The organism is Streptomyces sp. NPDC052064 (genome assembly GCF_055585925.1).
Window position 1 is genome coordinate 65,707 of the sequence record NZ_JBVJJE010000014.1, and the last position, 18,685, is coordinate 84,391.

Genomic DNA, 18,685 nt, shown 5'->3' on the forward strand with positions numbered 1-18,685 from the left:
GATGGGTTACTTGGTGCGGTGGGTCAGGAGGGCGACGGCGGCGAGAGCAACCCCGGTCGAGGCCAGGGAGGAGGCATCGCTGCCGAGCGTGAGCGTGATCGCGAACAGGACCGTCGGACCGGATTCCATCGCTGTGTTCAGCACGCCGCCCGCGAGCCCGGTCTGGTGCTGCGGCACCCCATCCGTGGTGAGTACGGCGGCTCCTGCGAAGGCGGCCGCCGTGCCGGCCGGCAGCAGCACGAGGCCCGGCAACAGTCCATACCCGTACGGAATGTGTGCGTCGGTACCGGTGAGCGCGAGGAGGGCGAGCCCGGCCGCGCCGATGGCGAGCCCGGCGGCTGTGACGGTTCGGACCCCGTACCGGCCGATGAGATGTCCTGCCGCGCGGCCCGAGACGATCAGCGCAACAGCGAGCGGTACGAACGCCGCCGAGGTCTGCAGCGGTGACCAATCACGCACCTGCTGGAGGTGGAGTGAGAGGACCACGAAGGTCATCGAGGTTGCGCAGGCGCTCAGTGCGATGGCAGCGAGGGCGAGGACTCGCCGCCGGTCGAGCAGGAAGCGGGGCGGTAGCAGTGGGTCGCGGGCGCGGCGCTCGGCATACCGGAACCCGACCAGCAGCGCGGCCCCGGCGAGCAGCGGCACGAGCACGCCGGCTGACGACCAGGAGTGGGTGTCGGTGACGACGAGCCCGTAACTGGCGAGGGTGATCCCGGTGGTGGCGAGAAGAGCACCCGGCAGGTCGAGAGTCCTCCCCCGGCTCGGCGTGGTGTCCGGCAGTAACCGGGGCGTGAGGGCGAGGGCTGCGAGGGCCACCACGAGCGGTACGGCGAAGGTACAACGCCAGGACGACAGCGCTGAGATGACGCCGGAGAGCAGGTTGCCCGCGGTCGCGCCGAGTACCGAAAGCCCTCCCCAGGTGGCCATCGCCCTTCCGTATGCGGCGGAGGAGGGCAAGGCGGCGCGCAGCACGGCCATGGCGGCGGGCGCGATCAGAGCCGCCCCCGCGCCCTGCGCGAAGCGCGCTGCGAGCAGAGTCCCGATGCCGGGGGCAAGCGGGGCGACGGCCAGAGCGGCGGCGAAGAGGAGAAGGCCCGCGGTGAGGGCGCGCCGCCCGCCGTAGCGGTCGGCGAGGCGTCCGCCGAAGAGCAGCAGTCCGGCGAAGGTCAATCCGTAGGCGGCGCTGAGCAGGATCAAGTCGGCGCGCTGCAGGCCGAATTCGCGCCCGATGGCGGGCAGCGGTACGGAGATCGAGGCAAGCGTGAAGATCAGCGTGGTCTGGACGCTGCCGCGGAGGACGAAGGCGCATCGTTGCCGCATGGCAGCAACGCGGGCGGCGTCCGTGGCGGTCACACCTCACCTTTCTTGACCGATCAGTTCATTATTCGGGCACGCTGAAGGAAGCCCAGTGACCGTGGTGCGTGTCGTTCAGTCCAGCAGGGCCAGCGCCTGCTCGGCCGCGTCCCGCACCCGGGCGGGATCATTCGACGCCTTGCCGACGAGGCGCAGGCCCTGCAGCAGGACGAACAGCATGCGAGCCAGCGCGCGCGGATCACGGTCCTCGGGCAGCTCACCTTGAGCCTGGGCGCGTACGAGCGCGGAGTGCAGTGGGGTCTCGACGTGCTCCCAGCTGATCTCGACCCGGCGGGCCGCCGCGGGATCGTGCGGGGCCAACTCGGCTGCGGTATTGGTGACGAAGCAGCCGTTCAGCCGGTCCTCGGGTGATGCGGCCTCAGCGGCGAAGCGGCGCACCACCGCCCGCACCGCGGGCAGTGCGGGTCCCGGCTGGGACAGCTCGGCCAGGAGACGCGGGTCGCGCATCTCGGCGTACCGGTCCATGGCCTTCAGGTACAGCTCGTGCTTGCTGCCGAAGGTCGCGTAGATGCTGGCGCGGCCGATGCCGAGGTGCTCGACGAGGTCGCTCATCGACGTCGCTTCGTAGCCGCGCCGCCAGAACAGCTCGAGGGCCGACTGCAGTGCGGCGTCCGGGTCGAATTCCTTGGTCCTGGCCACACCGAGAGACCATAGGCGTATCCAGAACGATCAGTCAAATAACTGCGATGGTGTGCCAGCCGGTGGTGTGCTGCTCTCACGAGACGGCTCAGGTGAGCGCCCCGAGTGGATCGTCCAGCACCGGCTGCCACGCCAGTTCCGCGGCGCCGACCAGGCTGTTGTGGTCGAGGGTGCACGGCAGGATGGGGACGCCGCCGCTCTGGCCCCACAGGCTGCGGTCGGCGACGACGGCACGGAGCCGGTCGGGGTCGGCGTCGAGGAGGGTGCGGTGCAGGCCGCCGAGGATGATGCGGTCCGGGTTGAGGATGTTGACGAGACCGGCGAGTCCGAGGCCGAGCCGGTCGATGAGGGTCTCGGTGGCGGTGCGGACGCCCGGGTCGTCGTAGTGGTGGCGGATCAGGTCGATGGACTGCTGGAGCAGGGACACCTCGGGGCCCGGTTCGCGTCCCGCCGCCGTGAGGAAGGCCAGCGGGTCGGTCTCCACGTCCAGGCAGCCGCGGCTGCCGCAGTGGCAGGGGCGGCCCTCGGGGTGCACGGTGAGGTGGCCGACCTCCAGCGCCAGGCCCGAACTCCCTCTGTGCAGGCGGCCGTCGAGGACGAGTGCGCCGCCGACGCCCCGGTGGCCGGTGGCCACGCACAGCAGGTCGCGGGCACCGCGTCCGGCGCCGTGCCGGTGCTCGGCGAGCGCGGCGAGGTTGACGTCGTTCGCGGCGAACGCGGGCCCGTCGAGGCCAGCCGCGCGCACCTGCTCGGCGAAGATGTCCCGGACGGGCGCGCCCGCGGGCCAGGCCAGGTGCAGCGGGTTCAGCGCCAGACCCGCGGGTTCGGCGACCGCGGACGGTACGGCGAGTCCCGCGCCCACGCACCGGCGCCCGGTCTCCCGCAGCAGCTCGGCGCCGGCAGTTACGACGGAGGCGAGCACCTTGGCCGGGTCGGCGTCGACGACCTCGCAGCCCGGCGCGGTGGCGACGATCCGGCCGCCCAGCCCGACCAGCGCCGCTCGGAACCCGTCGGCGTGCACCTGCGCGGCGAGCGCGACGGGCCCGTCCTCGGCGACGGCCAGCTTGTGCGAGGGCCGGCCCTGCGAACCCGCCGCCGCGCCGGGCCGGGCGTCGACCCGGATCAGCCCGAGCGCCTCCAGTTCGGCGGCGACCGCTCCGGCCGTCGCCCGTGTCACCCCGAGCTCGGCGGTGAGTACGGCCCGGGTCGGCGCGCGTCCGGTGTGCACGAGCTCCAGCGCGGGTCCGAGCGCTCCGCGCCCCCGGTCCAGCCGCGTCCTCGAGGTGCTCCCATCCCCCGCCGGCCGGGGGTCAGCCTTCCCGCTCATGAGGGTGAGTCTCCCATGATCCGCAGGGTCGGCGGATTACAGGCCGCTGACCCGGAGGGTGATGTTGAGCCGTCCCGTCAGGCCCAGCCCGGGCGGTGCCGTGCCCCCGTGTACCCGGGGAACCCCGTGGTAGGCGAGCCGGGACGGGCCGCCGAAGACGAACAGGTCGCCGCTGCGCAGCTCGACGTCACTGTAGGGCCGGGTGCGGGTCTCGGTGTTGCCGAAGCGGAACACGCAGGTGTCGCCGAGGCTCAGCGACACCACCGGCGCGTCCGACTTCTCGTCACTGTCGCGGTGCATGCCCATCCGGGCGTCGGCGTCGTAGAAGTTGACGAGGGCGATGTCGTACGCCGGTGCCGGTCCCCCGAGGGTGTCGCGGACCGCCCGGCGGCCCAGGTCACCCAGCCAGCCGGGGAACGGCTTCACCGGGGCGCCGTCGCCGTCGACGACCGTGCGGGCATAGGCGTAGGGGTGCCAGTGCCAGCCGAGACAGACCTGCCGGGCGGTCATGGTGCCGCCGCCGGGGGTGCGGACCGTGCGCAGCCCGGCCGGTGGGCGCGCCCACGCGCGGCAGGCCGCCAGCAGCTCGCTCTGGCGCTCGGCGTCCAGCCAGTCCGGCAGGTGCACCGCGCCCGGCGCCACCTGCGCACGGGCTCTGGGGAACAGTTCGCCGTCCATGCCTCCCATCCTCCCCGACCGGGCCTGAGCTGCGGCTCGGCTAGCCTGGACGCACGATGAACGACCGTATGACGACGCCCTGGGGCGAGCTCGCGCTGACCCGTTTCCCCGAGGACCCGCGCGACAGGCTGCGTGCCTGGGACGCCTCCGACGAGTACCTGCTGAGGTATCTGGCGCGGGAGGGGGTCCCACTGTCGGGCACGGTCGTGGTCGTCGGGGACCGCTGGGGTGCCCTGGTCACGGCGCTCGCGGAGCACCGGCCGACGCAGATCACGGATTCCCACCTGGCCCAGGAGGCCACCCGGGTCAATCTCGCGCGGCACGGCGTCGAGCCCGGCGCGGTCCGGCTGCTCACCACGCAGGATCCGCCACCCGGCCCCGTCGACGTTCTCCTGGTGCGGGTGCCGAAGAGCCTGGCGCTGCTGGAGGACCAGTTGCTGCGGCTGGCGCCGGCGGTGCACGCGGGGACGGTCGTCGTGGGCGCGGGCATGGTGAAGGAGATCCACACCTCGACGCTGCGGCTGTTCGAGCGGATCCTCGGCCCGACCCGCACCTCGCTCGCCGAGAAGAAGGCCCGGCTGATCTTCTGCACGCCGGATCCCGCGCTGGAGCGGCCCGCCAATCCGTGGCCGTACGTCTACACGCTCCCGGACGGCATCGGACCGGCGGCGGGGCGCACCGTCGTCAACCACGCGGGTGTCTTCTGCGCCGACCGGCTCGACATCGGCACGCGGTTCTTCCTGGAGCATCTGCCGAGTGGCGGGGGTGGCCGGCGGGTGGTGGACCTGGGGTGCGGCAACGGGGTGGTCGGTACGGCGGTGGCGCTGGCCGACCCGGCGGCCGAGGTGCTGTTCGTGGACGAGTCGTTCCAGGCCGTGGCCTCGGCGGAGGCGACGTACAAGGCGAACGGCGTGCCGGGGCACGCGGAGTTCCGGGTCGGCGACGGGCTGGCGGGCGTGCCGTCCGGCAGTGTCGACCTGGTCCTCAACAACCCGCCGTTCCATTCCCACCAGGCGACGACGGACGCCACGGCCTGGCGGATGTTCACCGGGGCGCGGCGTGCGCTGCGGCCCGGCGGCGAACTGTGGGTGATCGGCAACCGGCATCTGGGCTACCACGTGAAGCTGCGGAAGCTGTTCGGCAACAGTCGGCTGGTGGCGAGCGACCCGAAGTTCGTGGTGCTGAAGGCCGTCAAGCGGTAGCCGCGCCGAGGGTCCGGAGGGTCCTCGCCACAGCCCGTGTCATCGCCTCCCGCGCCACCGTCAGGTAGCCGCGCGGGTCGACCGCCTCGGGGCGGTCGGCGAGGAACTCCCGGATCGCGCGGGTCAGCGCGATGTTCAGGGCCGTGCCGATGTTGACCTTGGTGATGCCGCTCGCGACCGCCGCCGTGAGTTCGCCGTCCGGGACGCCGGAGGAACCGTGCAGGACGAGCGGGACGTCCAGCGCGGCCGACAGTCGTTCGAGGAGGGCGTGGTCGAGGGTGGCGGTGCGGGTGGTCATGGCGTGGGCGCTGCCGATGGCGACGGCCAGGGCGTCCACGCCCGAGTCGGCGACGAAGGCCCGGGCCTCGTCGGGATCGGTGCGGGCGCCCGGGGCGTGCGCGTCCAGCGGGGGTCTGCCGTTCTTGCCCCCGATCTGCCCCAACTCGGCCTCGATCCACAGCCCTTGGGCGTGTGCCCAGTCGACCGCCGCCCTGGTCGCGGCGAGGTTCTCCGCGTAGGGCAGCCGGGCCGCGTCGTACATCACGGAGCTGAAGCCGGCCTCCGCGGCCTGGTGCAGCAGCGTCTCGCTCTGCACGTGGTCGAGGTGCAACGCGACCGGTACGGCGGCCCGTTCGGCCGCGGTGACGGCCGCGCGGGCGAGCGGGAACAGCTGTCCGCCGTGGAACCTGACCGCGTTCTCACTGACCTGGAGCACGACGGGGGCGGGCACGGACTCGGCGCCCGCGATGACGGCCTCGACGTGTTCCAGCGTGATGACGTTGAAGGACGCGACGGCCGAACGCGCGGCGGCGGCGCGGGTGATGAGCTCGCCGGTGGTGGTGAGGGGCACGGTGCCTCCGAGGTCAGTGAGCGAGGATCACCGAGCGGGTGAGATGGCGCGGCCGGTCCGGGTCGAGGCCGCGTGATGCGGCGACGGCGACCGCGAGGCGCTGGGCCCGGACGAGCTCGGCCAGGGGGTCGAGCCGGCCCTCGATCCACAAGCCGCCGGTGGAGCGCACCTGTTCGGCCAGCCCTTCGGGTGCCTCACCGAACATCCAGGTCGCGGTGCCGCTCGTGGTGACGCTGATGGGCCCGTGCCGGTACTCCATCGCCGGGTAGGCCTCCGCCCAGGACAGCGACGCCTCGCGCATCTTCAGCCCGGCCTCGCTGGCCAGACCGACGGTCCAGCCGCGGCCCAGGAAGGTGAACTGAGCACAGTCCACCAGGCCTTCGGGCAGGGGCTCCGTCAGGGCCGTGCGCGCGTCGGTGACGGCGGTGCCCGGGTGGAGCCCGAGGTGGGCGCGGAGCAGGGTGAGGGCCGTGGTGGCGAACCGGGTCTGTACGACGGAGCGCTCGTCCGCGAAGTCGAGGACGGCGAGCTGGTCGGCGGCCGTCCTCACGGGCGTGTCCGGGTCGGCGGTGATCGCTGTGGTGCGGGTACGGCCCTTCAGCCTGCCGAGCAGATCGAGGACCTCGGTCGTGGTGCCGGAGCGGGTGAGGGCGACGACCCGGTCGTAGGCGCGGCCGTACGGGAACTCCGAGGCGGCGAACGCGTCGGTCTCGCCCTGGCCCGCGGCCTCGCGCAGGGCCGCGGCGGCCTGCGCCATGAAGTACGAGGTGCCGCATCCGACGATCGCGACCCGCTCCCCCGGCGCCGGCAGCACCTCCGCGTACCCGGCCGCCTGTGACGCGGCACGTGTCCAGCACTCGGGCTGGCTGGTCAGCTCGTCCTCGACATGCGTCATGCCGCACCCTCCACTCTGATTGTTCCTGCAAGATATCGCCATCTTTCGAGCATCATCAAGCATTGAGAGGGGATCGGTGCGCTAGGGTCGCGCCGGAGATCGAGACGTGGAGGTGCGGATGTCGCGCGACGCCCGCTGGAAGGCGCTGCTGGAACTGCTCGTCGAGCGCGGCCGGCTGGACGTCGAGGAGGCGGCCGGGGAGCTCGGTGTGTCGGCGGCGACGATCCGCCGTGACTTCGACCGGCTCGCCGAGCAGCAGATGCTGGTGCGCACGCGGGGCGGCGCGGTCGTGCACGGCGTGTCGTACGAACTGCCGCTGCGCTACAAGACGGCCCGGCGCGCCTCCGAGAAGCAGCGCATCGCCAAGGCGGTCGCTGATCTGGTCGCGCCCGGTGAGGCGGTGGGGCTGACCGGCGGCACCACCACCACCGAGGTGGCGCGGGCCCTGGCCGTGCGCGGGGACCTGGCGTCCGGCTCGCCCGCGTTGACCGTCGTGACGAACGCGCTGAACATCGCCAACGAGCTGGCCGTGCGGCCCCAGTTCAAGATCGTGCTGACCGGCGGGGTGGCGCGGGCCCAGTCGTACGAGCTGGTCGGGCCTCTCGCGGACGGGGTGCTGGGACAGATCACCGTCGACGTGGCGGTGCTCGGCGTCGTCGCCTTCGACGTCACGCACGGGGCCGCGGCGCACGACGAGGCGGAGGCCGCCATCAACCGGCTGCTGTGCGAACGGGCGGAGCGCGTGGTGGTGGCCGCCGACTCCAGCAAGCTGGGGCAGCGGGCGTTCGCCCGGATCTGCGGGGCCGAGGCGGTGGACACACTGGTCACGGACACGGCGGCCGACACGGAGACGGTGCGGCGGTTCGAGGAGGCCGGGCTGCGGGTCCTCACCGTATGAGCCTCTAAGCTGGGGCTGAGGCACATACCGGCCAGGGAGGCGGTCATGGGCGGACCAGCGGAGGAGCGCGACGTGCCGGGCGGCCGGCGGTATCTGCCGATCGCCGAGCACGGGCTGATCGGCGACCTGCGCAGCGTGGCCCTGGTGGGAACCGACGGCACGATCGACTGGTACTGCTGCCCGGCCTTCGACGCGCCGAGTGTCTTCGCCTCGATCCTGGACGCGGAGCGCGGCGGCTGCTTCGAACTGGCGGCGACCGTGCCGGCGCGGACCAAGCAGTTCTACTTCCCTGACACCAATGTGCTGATCACCCGGTTCTTCACCGAGGACGGCGTCGGCGAGGTGCAGGACTTCATGCCGGTCGACGGCACGTCGGCCGAGGCCGAGCGGCACCGGCTGATCCGCCGGGTGGTGTGCGTACGCGGCTCGATCCCGTTCCGTACCCGCGTCGCCCCCCGGTTCGACTACGGCGCCCGGCCCCACGCCGTCCGGCTGAGCGGTGAGACGGCGATCTTCGAGGCCGAGGGGCTGGCGCTCGCGCTGACGGCGACCGTGCCGCTGGAGACGGACGGGCCGGACGTACGCGGGGACTTCAAGCTCTCCGAGGGCGAGTCGGCGGTGTTCGCGCTGGACAAGGTGGGCGGCGACGTGGTGCCCCGCCGGTGTGCGCACACGGAGGCGGAGGAGCAGTTCGCGGCGACGGTGGCGTACTGGCGGCGCTGGCTGTCCGCCTCCAAGTACCGGGGCCGCTGGCGGGAGATGGTGCACCGCTCGGCGCTGACGCTGAAGCTGCTCACCTACGCGCCGACCGGGGCGATCGTGGCCGCGCCGACCACGAGTCTGCCCGAGCAGCTCAGCGGCGAACGCAACTGGGACTACCGGTACGTGTGGGTGCGCGACGCGGCCTTCTGCGTCTACGCCCTGCTGCGGCTGGGCTTCAGCGGTGAGGCCGAGGCGTTCATGGACTTCGTGACCCGGCACATCAGCCCGGGCGACGGCAAGCCCTCCGGCCCCTTGCAGATCATGTACGGCATCGACGGACGCACCGAGCTGCCCGAGACGACACTCGACCATCTGGAGGGCCACCAGGGTTCCGCTCCGGTACGGGTCGGCAACGCGGCGGCCGACCAGCTCCAGCTCGACATCTACGGCGCGCTGATCGACTCCATCTACCTCTTCGACAAGTGGGCCAAGCCCATCTCCAGCGGCCAGTGGGACGACGTGTGCGCGCTGGTGGACTGGGTGTGCGAGAACTGGGACCAGCCCGACGAGGGGATCTGGGAGACGCGGGGCGGCCGCAAGAACTTCCTGTACTCGCGGCTGATGTGCTGGGTGGCGATCGAGCGGGCCATCCGCATGGCCAACCGGCGCGGTCTGCCCGCCGATCTGCCGCGCTGGCGGGAGTGCCGCGACACGATCTACCGGCGGATCATGAGCCGGGGCTGGTCCGAGGCGCGCCGGGCCTTCGTCCAGCACGAGGACGGGGACGTGCTGGACGCGGCCGTGCTGATGATGCCGCTGACGAAGTTCATCGCCCCGACCGATCCCAAGTGGCTGTCGACGCTGGACGCTCTGACCGAGGAGCTGGTGTCCGACTCGCTGGTCTACCGCTACGACCCGCAGTCCAGCCCGGACGGCGTGCGCGGTGACGAGGGCACGTTCTCCATCTGCTCGTTCTGGTACGTCGAGGCCATGGTGCACGCGGGCCGGATCGACGAGGCGCGCCTGGCCTTCGAGAAGATGCTGACGTACGCCAACCATCTCGGTCTGTACGCCGAGGAGATCAGCCACACCGGGGAGCAGCAGGGCAACTTCCCGCAGGCGTTCACGCATCTCGCGCTGATCAGCGCGGCCTTCAATCTGGACCGGGCGCTCGGCTGACGCTCAGTGCCCGTGGCCGTCGTCCGCATGCCCCTCGGGGGTACCGGATCCGGCTGCCGCTCCCCCTGCCCTGACGGTGAACGCCGCCGTGTGAACCTTTCCGTCGTGCTTGAAGTCGAGGAACAGACGGTAGGAACCGGCGCTGGGGGCCGTGGCCGTGAAGGCGATGTCCGGACCGGGCCTGGTCCTTCCGTCACCGGGCTCGCCGTTCGGGTGGACGTGGAGGTAGGCGAGGTCGCCGGAGCGAAGGGCGACCAGGTGACCGTACGCGCCGAGGTAGGGCTGGAGGTCGGTGACGGGCCGGCCGGCGAGGGAGACCTTCAGCTTCAGTTCGCTCGCCTTGCCCGGCCGCAGGGCGCCGGAGAGCTTCACCTCGTAGCCGTTGGTCCTGGCCGTGGTGCTCGGCGAGGGCAGTTCCTTCGGCTGGTACGGGCCGGAGGCGGCGAGGTCCGCGCCGAGGGTGAGGTTCCGGGCATCCTTCTTCGCCGGGGTGAAGTCGGCGAAGACGCGGTAGCCGCCCGCGCGGGGCAGGTCGACGGGGGTGCTCCAGGTGCCGTCGGCGGCGCGGGTGGGGTGCAGATGGCGGTAGGTGACCAGGTCGCGTGAGGCCACGATGAGGTGCAGTTCCTTCTCGTGTTCGCGCTGATAGGCGGTGACGGTCCGGCCGCTGCCGTCCCTGACCGTGAAGCGCAGGTCGGCCCGCTGCCCGGCGGTGACGCTCGGGGTCTCGAGGTCGAGGGTGTAACCGTCCTCGGAGATCTGGAGCCCGCCGGCCGGGGGCGTGTCGTGCCCGGTGTGGTCGCCGGCCTCCTCGGGCGGGGGTGCGGGCCGGGTGTGCTCGTCCTTGTGTCGCGGCGGGCTGTCGGCGACGACGGGGTCGATGCCCTGGCCGACGCCGTAGGCCGTGCCGAAGGTCGCTGCCAGGACGGCGGCGAAGGTCGTGATCTTCAGTCCGGTGTTCATGGCCGGCATCTCCTTCAGAACCGGGCCTCCCGCTCCTGTGCGGGGACTCCATGCAGTTCACCATACCCCCGGGGGGTACCAAGTCAAGCTGTTCTCGCGCTTGCATCCTATACCCCATGGGGGTATACAGGACGCGGCGAGGGGATACCCCCGCCCCGTATTCGGGAATCGCGACCGTACCCAGGAGGCACACCATGCCCGCCACCACCTACGCCGTCTCCGGAATGTCCTGCGGCCACTGCAAGGCCACGCTGACCAAGGCCATCGGCGAGCTGGACGGCGTCAGCGGCGTCGATGTCGATCTCGACACCGGGCACGTCACCGTCACCAGTGCCGCCGAGCCCGACGACGCCCTGATCGCGGAGACCGTCGACGAGGCCGGCTACGAGCTGACCGGGCGGGTGTGAGCCATGACCACGGACACGACCGACACCGGCGCCGAAGTGGAACTCGCCATCGGCGGCATGACCTGCGCCTCCTGCGCGGCGCGCATCGAGAAGAAGCTCAACCGCATGGACGGGGTCACCGCCACCGTCAACTACGCCACCGAGAAGGCGAAGGTCAGCTACAGCGGTGACGTTTCCGTCGGCGATCTGATCGCCACCGTCGAGGCGACCGGGTACACCGCGCGGGAGCCCGCTCCTCCCGCCGGGCAGGAGGAGCAGGCCGAGGAACCCGACGAACTCCGGCCGCTGCGACAGCGGTTGGTCACGGCCGCGGTGCTGGCAGTGCCCGTCGTGGCGATGGCCATGATCCCGGCCTTGCAGTTCGAGTACTGGCAGTGGCTGTCGCTCACACTGGCCGCGCCCGTGGTGACCTACGCGGCGTGGCCCTTCCACAAGGCGGCGTTCACCAACGCGCGGCACGGCGCCGCCACCATGGACACGCTGATCTCGGTGGGCACCTCGGCCGCGTTCCTCTGGTCGCTGTGGGCGCTGTTCCTCGGCACCGCGGGCACGCCGGGCATGACGCACCCCTTCGAGCTGACCATCGAGCGCACGGACGGCGCCGGGAACATCTACCTGGAGGCCGCCGCGGGCGTGACCGCCTTCATCCTGGCCGGGCGGTACTTCGAGGCCCGCGCGAAGCGCAAGGCGGGCGCGGCCCTGCGGGCGCTGCTGGAGCTGGGCGCGAAGGACGTCACCGTGCTGCGGGCCGACGGCAGTGAACAGACCGTTCCAGTCGCGGAGTTGCGGGTCGGGGACCGTTTCCTGGTCCGGCCCGGCGAGAAGATCGCGACCGACGGGACGGTGGTCGAGGGCTCTTCCGCCGTGGACGCCTCGATGCTCACCGGCGAGTCCGTGCCGGTGGAGGTGGGCTCGGGCGACCCGGTCACCGGCGCCACGATCAATGTCGGCGGGCGGCTCGTGGTGCGCGCCACTCGGGTCGGTGCCGACACTCAGCTCGCCCGGATGGCCCGGCTGGTGGAGGACGCGCAGAACGGCAAGGCCGCCGCGCAGCGGCTCGCGGACCGGATCTCCGCCGTGTTCGTGCCGGTGGTGATCGCTCTCGCGCTGGGCACGCTGGGCTTCTGGCTCGGCAACGGCGCCGGGCTGACGTCCGCGTTCACCGCCGCCGTCGCCGTCCTCGTCATCGCCTGCCCGTGCGCCCTGGGTCTGGCCACGCCGACCGCGCTGATGGTCGGCACCGGGCGGGGCGCGCAGCTCGGCATCCTCATCAAGGGCCCGGAGGTGCTGGAGTCCACGCGCCGGGTCGACACCGTCGTCCTCGACAAGACCGGCACCGTCACCACCGGCCGGATGACCCTGCTGGCCGTGCACACCGCCGACGGCACCGACGAGGCCGAGGTGCTGCGTCTGGCCGGGGCGCTGGAGCACTCCTCCGAGCACCCGATCGCCCGTGCCGTCGCCGACGGGGCGCTGGAGAAGCTGGGCGCGCTGCCCACGCCGGAGGACTTCGCCAACGTCCCCGGACTCGGTGTCCAGGGCGTCGTCGAGGGCCACGCTGTGCTCGTCGGGCGGGAGAGGCTGCTGGCCGACTGGGCGATGGAGCTGCCGGGGGCGCTGGCCCGGGCCAGGGCGGCGGCCGAGGACGCCGGGCGCACCGCCATCGCGGTCGCCTGGGACGGTGAGGCGCGCGCGGTGCTGGAGGTCGCCGACGCGGTGAAGGAGACCAGCCCCGAGGCGATCCGGCGGCTGCGCGCCCTCGGACTGACCCCGATCCTGCTGACCGGGGACAACGAGGCGGTGGCCCGGTCCGTCGCCCGCGAGGTCGGCATCGCACCGGAGCACGTCATCGCCGAGGTGCTGCCGCAGGACAAGGTCGAGGTCGTCAAGCGGCTCCAGGCCGAGGGCCGTTCGGTCGCCATGGTCGGCGACGGCGTCAACGACGCGGCGGCTCTCGCCCAGGCAGATCTCGGTCTGGCCATGGGCACCGGCACGGACGCCGCGATCGAAGCCGGCGACCTGACCCTCGTACGGGGCGATCTGCGGGCCGCGGCGGACGCCATCCGGCTCGCCCGCCGCACCCTCGGCACCATCCGCTCCAACCTGTTCTGGGCGTTCGCCTACAACGTGGCGGCCCTGCCGCTGGCCGCGGCCGGACTGCTCACGCCGATGATCGCCGGGGCGGCCATGGCCTTCTCCTCGGTCTTCGTGGTGGGCAACTCACTGCGGCTGCGGACGTTCCGGGCCGCCGGCTGAAGCGCCGACGGGGCAGCGGCGGTGCCACACCAGCGTGTAGCGCCAGAACAGGCGGCGGCGCAGGCGGGCGCCGGGCAGGACGGCCCGGGCCTCGCGGACGATCTCCGGGAAGGTCATGTCCGCCGGACGCGTGCGGGCCGACATCGCGACGGGGCGAGGCGCCGGGCGACCCCTGCTCTTGAGCAGGGCCATGACGATGTTGAGCGGGACGGACGCGACCGAGAGCAGGTGGTCGGTGGGCGTCCGCTCCCGGGAGACACCGACGATCACCAGGGTGCCGCCGGGGGCCAGACGGTCGCGGATGGCCTCGAGAGCCCGCGTGAACGGCAGGTGGTGCACTACGGCGACGCAGGTGATGACGTCGTACGGACCGTCGGGAAGCCCGGCCGGCGCGTCGGCCACCGCGTACGTCACCGGGACCGCCGTGGGGGTCAGCTCCCGCGCCCGGGCCGTGATCGCCGGGTCGGCGTCGACCCCGTGCACCCGCTCGGCCCGGCCGGCCAGCAACCGGGCGAGGTCGCCGCTGCCGCACCCCACGTCCAGGGCGGTCCCGACACACCTGGGGAGCTGCCGCAGGATCCAGCCGTGGAAGTGGGCGTTGTGGTCCCAGGGATAGGCGGCGTGGAAACGGTCGAGTGCGCGCAGGATCCGGCGTGACAGGGACGTCATGCCCCCATTTCAGCAGACGGGTTCAGTCGCCCGACATGGGCACTCGGGAGGTACCGGCCCGCGGGGGCGCCGAGCGTGCGCCCGGCGTGAGCCGGTACCTTGCTGAGGAAGGCCACTGCGGGGAGAAGCACATGACCGATCCGACGACCACAGACGAGGACGCCCTCCGTCCGCTCCCGGAGGACGGGAAGCCCTCGGGCGGACCCCGCCGGCTCCTGAGCGCCGTCATGGGCGATCTCAGGGCCGTGGACGGCGCCCTGTACGCGGCGGTGGCCGCCACTCCCACGCCCACGCTCGACCGGACGCTGCGCCATCTGTCGCACGCGGCCGACCATTCCAAGATCTCGTTCGCCATCGCCACGGCCCTTGCCCTGGGCGGGAAGCGGCCGCGCAGGGCCGCGTTCGCCGGCATCGGGGCGATCGCCGTGGCCTCGGCCTCCGCCAATCTGCTCGGCAAGCGCCTGGTGCGCCGGGCCCGGCCGGACCGGGAGGCGGCCCGGGTGACGGTGGACCGGCACGTTCCGATGCCGACGTCGGCCTCTTTCCCGTCAGGGCACACGGCCTCGGCGGTCGCGTTCGCCACCGCCGTCGGTGTGGTCCTGCCCCCCGCCGCGGTGCCGCTCGGGGCGCTGGCGAGCGCCGTCGGCTACTCCCGTATCCACACGGGCGTGCACTATCCGGGCGACGTGGCCGCGGGCGCGGTCCTCGGCATCGCGAGCGCCGCGGCGGCCCTGGCGGCAACAGCGGCAACGGCCGCTCCGTCGGCGAGGACGCAGGCTCTCCTCGCGGCGGCCCGTTCCTGGCCGCGGATCGGCATCGGCACCTCCGCACCACGCTGAGGCTGCGGGCCGACCGGGCGCGGAGCCACCGCCCCACGCCCGGCACCGCCCAGCACCCATGCCCCCTTAACTCTTCGGCCGTTCCGGGAAAGCAGCAACGGACCGGCGTACGTCGACGGCGGTGAGCGCCAGGGTCAGCGGCCCCGGGGCCAGGAAGGCCAGGGGCAACAGCATCCAGGCGCACAGCGCGGCCGTCGCCACGGCGAGCAGGATCAGTCCGCTGCCGCCCACGTCCGCCACGGCGTCCCGGGCGGCTTCGCGCACCGCCGCACGCCAGTCGGTGAGCGACTCGGGGCGGGCACAGGCCCTCAGCCCGATGACCGCCACGCAGGCGCCGATGACGGCGGCGGTCACCGCGAACAGCGGCGCCCCGGGCAGCCCGGCCCCGGCCAGCGCCAGGTCGGCCGTGAGCAGCAGCAGACCCGACAGGGCGACGGCCCCCGCCAGCAGGTCACCGGCCCGCAGCCGTTGCCGCAGCAGGACGAAGTACCTTCCGGCCGTGACGGGTCGGTCCTGTCCGGCCCCGCGCAACACGGCGCACGCCGTCGACAGCGCGGCCGGTGCGGTCGCCAGCGGCAGGCAGGCCACCGACGTGGCGAGGCCGACGCTCAGCACGTCCGCGAACAGCGTCATGCGCGGCCCGAACACCTCACCGGCCTCGCGTGTCCGCATCCCGCTCACCCCTTCAGTCCGGAGCTGGCCATGCCCTCCACCAGGAACCGCTGGAAGGCGAGGAAGAACAGCACGATCGGCAGCAGCGCGATCACCGACATCGCGAACATCGGGCCGAACGCGGAGGTGCTGGAGGCGTCCACGAAGGAGCGCAGCGCGAGGGTCAGCGTGAACTTGTCCGGGTCGAACAGGTAGATGAGCTGGGTGAAGAAGTCGTTCCAGGTCCAGATGAAGGTGAAGATGGCGGTGGTGATCAGGGCCGGCCGGGTGAGCGGCAGCACGACCTGGAAGAAGCTGCGGAAGGGTCCGCAGCCGTCGATCCGGGCCGCCTCCTCCAGTTCGCGCGGCAGGCCACGCATGAACTGCACGATGAGGAAGACGAAGAACGCCTCGGTGGCGAGGAACTTCGGCAGGATCAGCGGCCAGTAGGTGTTCACCAGGCCGAGCTGGTTGAAGATGATGTACTGCGGGATCAGCACCGCATGGTGCGGCAGCATGATCGTGGCGATCATGAAGGCGAACAGCGGCCCGCGCAGCCGGAACCTGAGGCGTGCGAAGGCGTATGCGGCGAGCGAGCAGCTGATGACGTTGCCGAGCACCGCGCCGCCGGCGATCAGCAGCGAGTTGGTGAGCAGCCGCCAGATGGAGACGTCGTTGACGCCCTCCATGGCGGTGGAGTAGTTCGACCACTCCAGGTGACTGGGCAGCAGGTCGAGGCTCGCGATGACCTCGTCGGCGGGCTTGAGCGAGGTGGCCAGCAGCCACGCCAGCGGGTACAGCATGACCAGCAGGGCGGCCAGGCAGCCCAGGTGGACGGCGACCCGCCCCCAGCGGACGGGCTTGTGGGAAACGGCGGTCGAGGTCATCGGTCCCCCTCGGAGGCGTAGAAGACCCAGGAGCGGGAGGTGCGGAACAGCACCGCCGTGACCACACCGATCACGAGGAGCAGCACCCAGGCCATGGCGGAGGCGTAGCCCATGTGGGAGGCGACGAAGCCGCGGTCGTAGAGGTACATGGTGTAGACGAGGGTCGAGTCGGCCGGTCCGCCCTTGCCCGCGCTGACCGCGAAGGCGGGCGTGAACACCTGGAAGGCCTGGATGGTCTGCAGGACCAGGTTGAAGAACAACACCGGGGACAGCATCGGCACGGTGACGGAGACGAACTGCCGCCATTTCCCCGCCCCGTCGACGGCCGCCGCCTCGTACAGCTCGGCCGGTATCTGCTGGAGACCGGCGAGGAAGATGACCATCGGCGCGCCGAACTGCCACACCGTCAGGAGCGCGACGGCGAACAGCGACCAGCCGGGCTTGTTGACCCAGCCGCCGGTGCCGAGCAGGTTGTCGACCGTGCCGCCGTCGTTGAAGACCGCCCGCCAGACGAGGGCGATGGACATCGACGCGCCGAGCAGCGAGGGCGCGTAGAAGGCTGAGCGGTAGAAGGCCTTGCCGCGCTTCATGCCTTTCAGGGCGAGTGCGACGACCAGGGCGAGGGCCAGTTGCAGGGGCACGGCGATGACGACGTACGTCACCGTCGTCACGACCGAGCGCCAGTAGCGCGGGTCCTCGGTGAACATCTGGACGTAGTTGCGCAGGCCCACCCACTTCGGCGGGTTGAACAGGTCGTAGTCGGTGAACGACAGGTACAGCGACACGGCCATCGGCAGCAGTGTCAGGACGATCGCGCCGAGGACCCAGGGCGAGAGGAACACCCAGGCGGCGCCCTCGCGTTCGCGCTTGGGGCGGCGTTTCGGGGCGGTGGCTGGGACGCGTTTGGTCTCCGTGGGGATCGCGGTGGTGGTCATGACCTCAGCTCCGCCTTCGCCTCGGTGACGTAGTTCTCGGCCGCCTCGCGGGGCGACATGCGCGCGTAGGACACCTGGTCGTAGTCGCGCTGGAAGGTGCTCTGGAGGGCGTTGTCGCCCGACGGCGGTGCCTGGGGCGGGTCCTTGAGCTTGCCCTCCAGGGACGCCTGGAAGCCGGCGATGGTCTTGTCGAAGTCCTTGAGCTGCGGGCCGATCTCGTCGCGGACCTGCTCGTTGACGGGGATGCCGCGGCTCGCGCCGAGGATCTTCGCGGCCTGCCGGTCGTTGACCAGGAAGTCGACGAGCTGTGCCGCCTCCTTCGGATGGGCGGTGTTCGCGGAGACTCCGACGAACATGGACGGCTTGAAGTACTGGCCGGGTGTGCCGTCCTCGCCGGACGGCATGGGGGCGAGAGCGACGCCGCCCTTGACGAGGGCGAGGAAGCCGCTGGCCGGGGCGTCCCAGTTGGCGTCGGTGACGGATGTGCCGCGGCCGAGCGGGGTGTTCTCGACGGAGCCGTCGAGCTGGGTGGTCTGCTCGGCGGGCGAGACGGCGCCCTCGCGGCGCAGTCTGTCGGTGAACGTCCACCAGCGGGTGAGGTCGTCGGCGGTGAAGCCGAGGCCGCCGCCCTCGGTGTAGAGGGACTTGCCCTGGCCGCGCAGCCAGACCTCGAAGGCGTCCTCGCTCTGGCCGGGGTCGGTCGCCCCGGGCTTGCCGGTCTTCTTGGCCAGGGCGCGCATGGTGTCGGCCCACTGGCTCCAGGTCCAGCTCTTGCCGGGGAGGGGGACGCCCGACTTCTTCCAGGTCCCGACGTCGTAGGCGACGGTCTCGGTGCCGCGGCCCTGCGGGATCGCGTACTGCACGTCGTCCACGCGGCCGGTGGCGAGCAGCCCCTGGTCGATCTCGGAGGTGCGCAGTACGGCTTTCTGCTTCGCCAGGTCGAGCAGGACGCCGCCGGAGGCGTACTGGTCGATCTGGCGGTAGTCCAGCTGCATCACGTCCGGCGCGTCACCGCCGGCGGCCTGGGTGGCGAGCTTCTGCTTGTAGGCGTCGTAGCCGGAGAACGACGTCGTCACATCGACATTGGGATGCTGTTTCTCGAACAGCGCGACGGCCTGCTCGGTGCGTTCCGCGCGGTCGGGGTTGCCCCACCACGTGTAGCGCAGCACGACCTTGCCGCCGCCGGCCGATTCCCCGGATCCTCCGCAGCCCGCCAGCACGGCACACAGTGCCAGTGCGGCGGCCGACGCGCAGAACCCCTTTGTCCTGTGTCCGGGCATGCCGAGGTCACCTCTTCTCTCCTCGGAGTTCGGTTGAGGTCCCCCCTCGTTCGT

The 18,685-nt window shown here is 72.0% G+C and carries 18 protein-coding genes; 6 read left to right on the forward strand and 12 right to left on the reverse strand.

The window, feature by feature from the left end:
* Positions 1-6: 6 nt before the first annotated feature.
* The 4 genes from ACZ6TU_RS32430 to ACZ6TU_RS32445 form a co-directional block, all read right to left on the reverse strand.
* Positions 7-1,320, reverse strand: coding sequence for an MFS transporter (locus tag ACZ6TU_RS32430; protein WP_467678682.1), 1,314 nt, complete (start codon positions 1,318-1,320; stop codon positions 7-9).
* A 108-nt stretch (positions 1,321-1,428) separates the two neighbouring features.
* The gene (locus tag ACZ6TU_RS32435; protein WP_467678555.1) at positions 1,429-2,013 is read right to left on the reverse strand and encodes a TetR/AcrR family transcriptional regulator; all 585 of its coding nucleotides are present in this window, start codon (positions 2,011-2,013) and stop codon (positions 1,429-1,431) included.
* Positions 2,014-2,101: 88 nt separating this feature from the next.
* Positions 2,102-3,340: an ROK family protein gene (locus ACZ6TU_RS32440; RefSeq protein ID WP_467678553.1), complete on the reverse strand. Its 1,239-nt coding sequence runs from the start codon at positions 3,338-3,340 to the stop codon at positions 2,102-2,104.
* Between the two features lie 36 nt (positions 3,341-3,376).
* Positions 3,377-4,018: an alpha-ketoglutarate-dependent dioxygenase AlkB family protein gene (locus tag ACZ6TU_RS32445; RefSeq protein ID WP_467678551.1), complete on the reverse strand. Its 642-nt coding sequence runs from the start codon at positions 4,016-4,018 to the stop codon at positions 3,377-3,379.
* Between the two features lie 68 nt (positions 4,019-4,086).
* Here ACZ6TU_RS32445 and ACZ6TU_RS32450 point away from each other — a divergent pair, with 68 nt between their 5' ends.
* Entirely contained in the window at positions 4,087-5,220 is a 1,134-nt protein-coding gene (locus tag ACZ6TU_RS32450; RefSeq protein ID WP_467678680.1) for a methyltransferase, read from the forward strand.
* Here the strand turns inward: ACZ6TU_RS32450 and ACZ6TU_RS32455 are convergent.
* Together ACZ6TU_RS32455 and ACZ6TU_RS32460 are read right to left on the reverse strand one after the other, a co-directional pair.
* Positions 5,210-6,070, reverse strand: coding sequence for a class II fructose-bisphosphate aldolase (locus tag ACZ6TU_RS32455; RefSeq protein WP_467678549.1), 861 nt, complete (start codon positions 6,068-6,070; stop codon positions 5,210-5,212). The two genes, ACZ6TU_RS32450 and ACZ6TU_RS32455, sit on opposite strands and share 11 nt — an antisense overlap.
* A gap of 13 nt (positions 6,071-6,083) precedes the next feature.
* Positions 6,084-6,965, reverse strand: coding sequence for an SIS domain-containing protein (locus ACZ6TU_RS32460; protein WP_467678547.1), 882 nt, complete (start codon positions 6,963-6,965; stop codon positions 6,084-6,086).
* A 118-nt stretch (positions 6,966-7,083) separates the two neighbouring features.
* Between ACZ6TU_RS32460 and ACZ6TU_RS32465 the strand changes: the two genes are divergently transcribed.
* Both ACZ6TU_RS32465 and ACZ6TU_RS32470 read left to right on the forward strand, forming a co-directional pair.
* Positions 7,084-7,863: a DeoR/GlpR family DNA-binding transcription regulator gene (locus tag ACZ6TU_RS32465; protein ID WP_467678546.1), complete on the forward strand. Its 780-nt coding sequence runs from the start codon at positions 7,084-7,086 to the stop codon at positions 7,861-7,863.
* A 45-nt stretch (positions 7,864-7,908) separates the two neighbouring features.
* On the forward strand, positions 7,909-9,744 hold the full coding sequence (locus tag ACZ6TU_RS32470; protein ID WP_467678544.1) for a glycoside hydrolase family 15 protein: 1,836 nt from the start codon (positions 7,909-7,911) through the stop codon (positions 9,742-9,744).
* Between the two features lie 3 nt (positions 9,745-9,747).
* Here ACZ6TU_RS32470 and ACZ6TU_RS32475 read toward each other — a convergent pair whose 3' ends face one another.
* Positions 9,748-10,707, reverse strand: coding sequence for a hypothetical protein (locus ACZ6TU_RS32475; RefSeq protein WP_467678542.1), 960 nt, complete (start codon positions 10,705-10,707; stop codon positions 9,748-9,750).
* Between the two features lie 194 nt (positions 10,708-10,901).
* On the opposite strand from ACZ6TU_RS32475, the gene ACZ6TU_RS32480 reads away from it, so the two are divergent.
* Positions 10,902-11,114 carry a heavy-metal-associated domain-containing protein gene (locus ACZ6TU_RS32480; protein WP_467678540.1) on the forward strand — a complete coding sequence of 71 codons (213 nt, stop codon included), beginning with the start codon at positions 10,902-10,904 and terminating at the stop codon, positions 11,112-11,114.
* Between the two features lie 3 nt (positions 11,115-11,117).
* Positions 11,118-13,370: a heavy metal translocating P-type ATPase gene (locus ACZ6TU_RS32485; RefSeq protein ID WP_467678538.1), complete on the forward strand. Its 2,253-nt coding sequence runs from the start codon at positions 11,118-11,120 to the stop codon at positions 13,368-13,370.
* Here the strand turns inward: ACZ6TU_RS32485 and ACZ6TU_RS32490 are convergent.
* Entirely contained in the window at positions 13,335-14,039 is a 705-nt protein-coding gene (locus tag ACZ6TU_RS32490; RefSeq protein ID WP_467678536.1) for a class I SAM-dependent methyltransferase, read from the reverse strand. The genes ACZ6TU_RS32485 and ACZ6TU_RS32490 overlap by 36 nt on opposite strands.
* A 131-nt stretch (positions 14,040-14,170) precedes the next feature.
* Between ACZ6TU_RS32490 and ACZ6TU_RS32495 the strand changes: the two genes are divergently transcribed.
* Positions 14,171-14,878 (forward strand): phosphatase PAP2 family protein, encoded by a 708-nt coding sequence (locus tag ACZ6TU_RS32495; protein ID WP_467678534.1) that lies wholly within the window; start codon positions 14,171-14,173, stop codon positions 14,876-14,878.
* 66 nt (positions 14,879-14,944) lie between these two features.
* On the opposite strand, the gene ACZ6TU_RS32500 is transcribed toward ACZ6TU_RS32495, so the two are convergent.
* Genes ACZ6TU_RS32500 through ACZ6TU_RS32515 form a run of 4 tightly spaced genes read right to left on the reverse strand, consistent with a single transcriptional unit; the run spans position 14,945 to position 18,631 of the window.
* Positions 14,945-15,550, reverse strand: a complete 606-nt coding sequence (locus ACZ6TU_RS32500) for a hypothetical protein (protein WP_467678532.1) — start codon at positions 15,548-15,550, stop codon at positions 14,945-14,947.
* Between the two features lie 5 nt (positions 15,551-15,555).
* Positions 15,556-16,416, reverse strand: coding sequence for a carbohydrate ABC transporter permease (locus ACZ6TU_RS32505; RefSeq protein ID WP_351411448.1), 861 nt, complete (start codon positions 16,414-16,416; stop codon positions 15,556-15,558).
* Entirely contained in the window at positions 16,413-17,351 is a 939-nt protein-coding gene (locus tag ACZ6TU_RS32510) for a carbohydrate ABC transporter permease (RefSeq protein WP_467678530.1), read from the reverse strand. Before ACZ6TU_RS32510 ends, ACZ6TU_RS32505 begins: the two co-directional genes overlap by 4 nt.
* Positions 17,348-18,631 (reverse strand): ABC transporter substrate-binding protein, encoded by a 1,284-nt coding sequence (locus tag ACZ6TU_RS32515; RefSeq protein ID WP_467678528.1) that lies wholly within the window; start codon positions 18,629-18,631, stop codon positions 17,348-17,350. Before ACZ6TU_RS32515 ends, ACZ6TU_RS32510 begins: the two co-directional genes overlap by 4 nt.
* Positions 18,632-18,685 lie beyond the last annotated feature (54 nt).